The organism is Streptomyces tricolor (genome assembly GCF_002155905.1).
Lineage (GTDB): Bacteria > Actinomycetota > Actinomycetes > Streptomycetales > Streptomycetaceae > Streptomyces > Streptomyces tricolor.
The window spans coordinates 1-6,117 of the sequence record NZ_MUMF01000496.1 but is presented as its reverse complement, the minus strand read 5'-3'; the positions used below and the strand labels follow the sequence as shown (position 1 = coordinate 6,117).

Here is a 6,117-nt window from a genome sequence, read left to right as displayed (position 1 = left end):
GTCTCAGGCGTCGCGGGCGGGCTCTTCGGCTGATTGGCCACACCGCCGGCCCCACCCCGCCAGATGGGACCGTCCGAATCGCACTCCACCCGCCCGCGACGCCTGAGACCATCAGGTGACCCCCACTCAGGAGGACCCGAGATGCTGCTAGCTGCCGGTCCGTGCGACAACGTCGTCGGCACCGCCAAAGAGCTGTGCGAAGGCCGGCGATCGCCGGCATCGGACCCGACCACGCTCACCGATCCTCTGGGCTCTCTTGCCCAGTCCGTGGCCAACGGCGCGGCCTGGTGCGTCGACAGGATGGGAAGCGCACTCGACGACGCGGCCACAGTAGACGTCACGGACCCGAAGTTCCTCCAGCAATACGCCGTTGTTTTTGCAGCCTCCAGCATTCTCACCATCGTTCTGTGGCTGATCGCGGTGGCGAAAAGGGCGATGAGGGGCGTTCCGCTGACCACCGCTTTGTCCGAGGCTGTAGGTCTGCTCTGGCTCACCGTGCTCGCATCTGCATTCACGCCGCTGGTACTCCACGTCACCGTAGGGGCCGTGGATTCCGTCACCAACGCACTGGCAGGCACAGACGGAACTATGCCGGAATTGTTCAAGCAGATGTCGGCCACTCTCCGAAAGGATGCAGACCATCTAGGGGGCGGCCCTATCGTCCTGATCATCGTGTCTGCGCTGACCATCCTCACCGCCGGTCTGATCGCGCTCGAATTCGTGATTCGGGCCGCTGCTCTCTACCTCGGCGCACTCCTCGGTTTGGTCGTCTACACCGCACTCGTGGACCGTGCGCTCTGGCGTAAGACACGAATTTGGGTGGGCGTCATGATTGCACTTCTCCTCATCAAGCCCATTGTCGTGATCTCACTCGCGATTTCGGCGGCATTTGTAGATGTGCAGGACGAGACTCCGGGCTCCGTACTGGTCGCCGGAAACGTGGTCCTCATCGTTGCTCTCGCGGCAGGAGTCATGATCTTCCGATTCGTCCCCGGATATGGAGACGACATTGCGGCCGGACTCGCAATGCGGGCTACAGTGGGCGCCGGAAAGGCTGCCGTGCGAATCGGTGGATCAGCAGCCGGGGTAGTCGCACAGGGAATCCAGACCCACGCCACACGCAACGGCGGAGGAGACCGGTCCGGCAGTTCCGGCGGAGCGAAGAACGGCCGCACGAACTCTGTGGCCGACGGCATCTCTACCCACGGCACCCGGGGCCCTGGAAAGCCTAGGAAACCGGACAACAAGTGAGCGAATAGTGGGATGAGGAAGGGGCCCGTGGCAGTCGCCACGGGCCCCTTCCTCATCCCACTATCAGCCGTCGAGCTTGGTCAGAATGGGCGGGGTCCGCTCCCCCGCCACCGTGCTGAACGACATGACGGCGTGCCCCGGCAACAGCTCATGGGCCAACTCGGAGGCGGACCACCGCTGCCGCTCCTCCCGCCGCACGGTCACGGCCTCGGAGGTGACGTACCGCCCGGTGACCAGCCGCCGGATTCCGTGCCACACCTTGGTCAAGGGCTCCTCGGCGCGCACCTCCCGGTGCGTGACAGTCCGCGTCTCCACCCACTCCGTGCCCCATGCCGACGCGAAATGCTGAGCGTCCCACGGGTTCACACCGGCGCACGCGATCCGGCATCCCACCGCGCCCAGCAGCGGGTCACGCAGGGACGCCGGGACGTCGGCCAGCGTCCGCAGCGCCAGCAGCACACCGGCATTGCTCATACGGAGCCGCTGAAGCCCTCGGAGCGCCTGCGGAGTGACGAGCTGCACGGCGTCATCCACGACCAGGCCGGCGTACAGGCCCCGGTCGGCACGGGCCGCCGCCCACAGGCAGAACTGGGCCAGCAACAGCCGGGCCACGATGCGGGACGCCTCGGCGTGCACACGCTCCGGCAGATCGACCCGGACCCTGACCGGGCGGTCAAGGTGCTGCAAGGAGAACACCTGCCGCCCAGCAGTACGCCCCGGGACGGACAGCAGGCTCTCGAACGCGGGCCGGTCCAGCAGCGCAATCCGGTTGGACAGAGCGTCCAGCACGTCGCCGGAGGCATCTGCGCGTCGCTCGAACGCCTCCAGCTCCCGCAGATGGGAGGTCAGTCCGCGCGCGCCCAGATCGGCCCTTAGCGCGTCCCGCACGGTGGAGTCGTCCACCAGGTCCCGCAGGTCCGCAACCCCGGGCAGAGCGCCGTGCACGGCCTGCCACGCCCCCATGAGCTGAGCGAGGGGGATAGCGGCACGGCGGCTGTCGCCCCCCGGCAGACTCTCCGACAGGTCACCGATCAGCGCCTCGGCGATCAGGCCGGCCGCCTCATCTGGATCGTCTATACCCGCGTACAGGTCCAGGCAGTATGCCGCGGCGGGGTCACCGGCCGTGATGACGACATCGAACGCGGCCGTGCCCGGCGTCGCAGCGCGCGTGGAAGCCACCGCCACGACCGCCGCCTGCCCGGTGAGGGCCTGGAGACACAGGGACTCGACCACCGGGTACACGATGCGCGTCGTCCGGTCGGCGTCGGACGGCCCGACCACCACGCCGGATGTGCCCAGCACGCGCGGATCCACAGCGATGCCGGCGCCCCGGTAGGGGCGCGCCTGCCTCTCCGGGTCGTCCACCCCGACACCGAGGCGCACCTGACCCACAGTGAGGTCATGCCGGGCCACACGCCCCGCCAGATCCCGCGCACCAGAGCCGTGTACGCATGCCGCCGCACCACGCTCCAGTACCTCGGCCGTGATCTCGGCGCGGTTCCGGCCGGAGCGCCAGGCGTGATCAATCCGGGCCTGATCCACATCAGACATACGCCCACCCCGCAGATCAGCCGTGAGCCGATCGGCCACCGCAAGCGCACCATCGGCCCGCATCTGCGGCCACTGCGCCGGGTCCGACAGCGGGTCTGGGGGCCGCGCCGACGGCAGAGACGGGGTGCCTGCCGGACCTTGGAGCTTCTTCCGCAGGCGCCGTAGCACCTCAGGCCAATTCCCGAGACGCCCGAAGAAGATCACGATGACGGCGAGAACGATCGCGTAGTAGGTCCAGCTCGCGACGACGAAGTACATGGACTGGAACGCGTCATCGGGCGTTAGCAGGATCAGCGGCCACAGCCAGTACTCGCCCAGGTAGCCATTCCATAGGAGCGACCAGAGCAGCCACCCAACGAGCGCCGAAACCGCTGCACCCACCATCAACTGACGTGTAGGTACCGGGTGTTCCGACTCTTCCGCGGGTGGCCTGTATCCGCACCGCCAGATGCCCGGCCCCGCTACAGGGCGCGGAAACCGCAGCCACGCCACCAGCGGGGACTCCGCCGAGGCGACAGGCGGCGCGGGTGGCATCGGCGGAGCCATGGGCGGAGGCGGTGGCGCACCGCGCTGCTCTTGGCCGTGCTGCTCGGTCATGTGTGCTCTCCCTCGTGCCGGTACGACCGTGAGCTGCCCCCAATCTAACGACGTTTCACCTCGTGGTTGGCGGTGTGCCGGGTGCGCCCGCTCGCAGGCACGAAGGCCCCCAGCGCCTGCTGGGAGCCTTCGGCGTCTCCCCGGTCGGCAGGCGGGGGCCAGGCGTCCAGGTGCGGGTGGTGGCGTGCGGCCACGTGCACGTGGCCGCCGGCCGCGGTGGTCGGACACCCGGCCCGCGCGCGTACAGGCCACGTGTACGTGGCGTCGGCCGCGGCGGTCGGGGCTTCGGGAGCACCCCTTCGGCCCGCTGCCGTCCGTACGATGGCCGGGTGACTGCCCGACGCGCACTCGGCTCCGGCCCCCACGACACCCACAGCATCCGCGCCCCGCAGGCGGACCTGATCGACTCCCTGCCCGGGATCCGTATGCCCGACGTCGCCGACCTGCGCGCCCGCGGAGTCCTCGGCCCCCACCCGGTGACGGCCCCGTCCCCGCGCCGCTCGCTCGGTGCCGGCGCACACGCCGCAGAGGACTCGGGCTGACCCCCGGGCGGGCCGCTGTCCTGCGTCCCGCAGATCAGCGGTCCACGGTGCCCGTCATGTAGTACCCGGTGATCCGGTGCCTGCCGGCCTTCGTGGTGGGGGTGGCGTGGAAGTAGGACGCCGGGATGGTGAAGGAGGACCCGCTGCCAAGGGCGGTGACTTCGACGGTGCGGGCACCGGGCTCGTATGCCTGCACGACCACGGTCTCGGGGTAGTGGGAGGTCGCCCCGCCTCGGCATGTCGTGTAGATCTGTCGGGCCTCAATACGGTGCACGGGGTCCTCCCGGGGCAGACGACAGGCCCCCCGACGGTAGCGCCCACCGGCCAGGCCGAGGACCACAGCGGGGTCAGCCCGCTGTGGCCACCCCGCCGCCTCAGCGGGAGGCGGGCAGAACGGGCTGGTGGATGTGGTGGTGTTCGACGTCGACGCCGTACTCGCCGTTCCACGCGGTCCAGATGCGGCGCGCGACCGCTTCCGCCACTGCTACGGAGCGGTGCCGGCCTCCCTGGCACGCCACGGTCAGGCGGACCAGACGGCCCCGGGGGACTTCGTCGGCCAGGGCGCGGAGCTGGACGGCGGTCCGGGTGATCAGTTCCCGGGCCCCGGGGGTGGCAAGGACGTGGTTGTACACCTCGGCGTCCAGCCCGGTGCGGTGGCGCATGGCGGGGTCGTCGGCGGGGTTGCGCAGTGCCTGCCGCAGGTCGAGGTAGAGGCCGTCGGTGACGAGCTGGTGAGCGCCGTCGTGGCGGACGCCGATCGAGCGGACGACGGCGGCGACGGGGCCGATCCCGTTCAGGTGTGTGATCTGCATGCCCACCACGATTCCGGCCCGCCGACCGGCGCGGTAGGAGTTGCCCGTTGCGTCTTGGCAGGACTTTTCACCGGCGGGTGTGGCCACGCGCCGACCTGCGGCAGTTCCAAAATTCGGGACTCGTCCGAGGCACCTGCGCCGGCCCCCGGAGCGCGGTGCTCGCGGGGGCCGGTGGGGGTGGCCACGTGGACGTGGCCGGCTGCGCGACGCGCGGCGACCGGTCGCCGCTCCGCGGCTAGTCCCGCGTGCCGGCGAACCGCACCCCGGTGCCCCACCGCTCCCGCGCGCGGCCGAAGCACCACCCGCACAGCGGCAGCCCGCCCCGCCCGTACTTGTGCGTCTTGCGCTGGCACGTCGCGCACGGCCCGACGTGCTCGCCGGGGCAGACCAGCGCGGACGGGTCCGGCTCGGTGACCGGGGAAGGTGTGGTGGCGGTCGGCATCGGGGGTGTTCCTTCCGGGCGGCGGACGCCGCCGTCTTCACCCGCAGGATAGCGCCGGGGTGACACATCTGTTCGATGCGTGGCCTGCTGCGCTCGGCGCGCCGCTCGGTCCGTCGGTCCCGCCGGCCGGGCCGTGTTCGTCCCTGGTGCCGGCCGCGGCCGCGTGCCGCGCCGCGGCTGTCCGGTCGTTGCCGGGGCGGTCGGGGGTCAGCTGTCGAGGAGTCCGAGGGTGGTGTCAGGGCGGCACTGGCCGCAGGCGGGCACGCCCTGGGTGAGGGCGTGGAGTGCCTGGGTGCGGGTGACGGGCCGGGTGCGGGTGCTCTGCGCGGCGGCCCAGCACTCGCCGGTGTGCACCTGCTGGACGTTGTGCCGGTTGAGTCCGTGTTCGATCAGCCAGTCCGGGGGCGGGGGCCGGTGCTGCTGGCCCTGGAGCTGCTCGGCCTCGCGGCGTTCTTCCTCGGCGATCCAGCGGCGGGTGCGTTCCAGGTCCCGTTCCTGCACGCGCTCCAGGAAGCGGAGCAGGTCGAGGCGGGACGATACGGAATCGGTCACAGGTTCGATTTTAGGCCGAGGGTAACCGGCGTCCCCGACAACACTTCGGACGGGTTAAACGAAAGGGGTAAATCTGAGGCTAAGTGATGGTAGTTTCGGGGGTGGAGGTAGAGCCCATGGCATCTCAGGAAGAGCTGTTCTCCCTTGTGGACGCGCTCTTGGAAGAGGAACCGCAGCTGCCGCCGCCTGCGGAGCGGGCGCGGCTGCGGGAGGCGGCCGGCATCACGCAGGCGCGGCTCGCGGCTGCGCTGAAGTCGACCGTGCAGACGGTGAAGAACTGGGAGGCGGGCCGGTCGGAGCCGCGCCCGCCGCGTTTGGAGGCGTATCAGCGGCTGCTGCGGGGGTGGGCGGCGAAGTACCCCGCCCACCC

At 70.4% G+C, this 6,117-nt stretch carries 8 protein-coding genes; 3 read left to right on the top strand and 5 right to left on the bottom strand.

Translation table 11 applies throughout. The features are described from left to right. Positions 1 to 141 precede the first annotated feature (141 nt). Positions 142 to 1,251, top strand: a complete 1,110-nt coding sequence (locus CCN44_RS31250) for a hypothetical protein (protein WP_086701371.1) — start codon at positions 142 to 144, stop codon at positions 1,249 to 1,251. A 63-nt stretch (positions 1,252 to 1,314) separates the two neighbouring features. Here the strand turns inward: CCN44_RS31250 and CCN44_RS31245 are convergent, their stop codons facing one another. Beyond that, positions 1,315 to 3,186, bottom strand: coding sequence for an ATP-binding protein (locus CCN44_RS31245; protein ID WP_237482409.1), 1,872 nt, complete (start codon positions 3,184 to 3,186; stop codon positions 1,315 to 1,317). 542 nt (positions 3,187 to 3,728) lie between these two features. Here CCN44_RS31245 and CCN44_RS31240 point away from each other — a divergent pair. Then, positions 3,729 to 3,941, top strand: a complete 213-nt coding sequence (locus CCN44_RS31240) for a hypothetical protein (RefSeq protein ID WP_086701368.1) — start codon at positions 3,729 to 3,731, stop codon at positions 3,939 to 3,941. 34 nt (positions 3,942 to 3,975) lie between these two features. Here CCN44_RS31240 and CCN44_RS31235 read toward each other — a convergent pair whose 3' ends face one another. From CCN44_RS31235 to CCN44_RS31220, 4 genes are all read right to left on the bottom strand, one after another. Beyond that, on the bottom strand, positions 3,976 to 4,215 hold the full coding sequence (locus tag CCN44_RS31235; RefSeq protein ID WP_086701365.1) for a hypothetical protein: 240 nt from the start codon (positions 4,213 to 4,215) through the stop codon (positions 3,976 to 3,978). Between the two features lie 100 nt (positions 4,216 to 4,315). Then, positions 4,316 to 4,753 (bottom strand): RapZ C-terminal domain-containing protein, encoded by a 438-nt coding sequence (locus CCN44_RS31230; protein WP_143650068.1) that lies wholly within the window; start codon positions 4,751 to 4,753, stop codon positions 4,316 to 4,318. A 235-nt stretch (positions 4,754 to 4,988) separates the two neighbouring features. Further along, on the bottom strand, positions 4,989 to 5,195 hold the full coding sequence (locus CCN44_RS31225) for a hypothetical protein (RefSeq protein ID WP_086701359.1): 207 nt from the start codon (positions 5,193 to 5,195) through the stop codon (positions 4,989 to 4,991). A 207-nt stretch (positions 5,196 to 5,402) separates the two neighbouring features. Further along, entirely contained in the window at positions 5,403 to 5,747 is a 345-nt protein-coding gene (locus tag CCN44_RS31220) for a DUF6233 domain-containing protein (protein ID WP_107502125.1), read from the bottom strand. 116 nt (positions 5,748 to 5,863) lie between these two features. Here CCN44_RS31220 and CCN44_RS31215 point away from each other — a divergent pair. Continuing rightward, a partial coding sequence (locus CCN44_RS31215; RefSeq protein ID WP_143650065.1) for a helix-turn-helix domain-containing protein occupies positions 5,864 to 6,117 on the top strand: 254 nt, incomplete at its 3' end.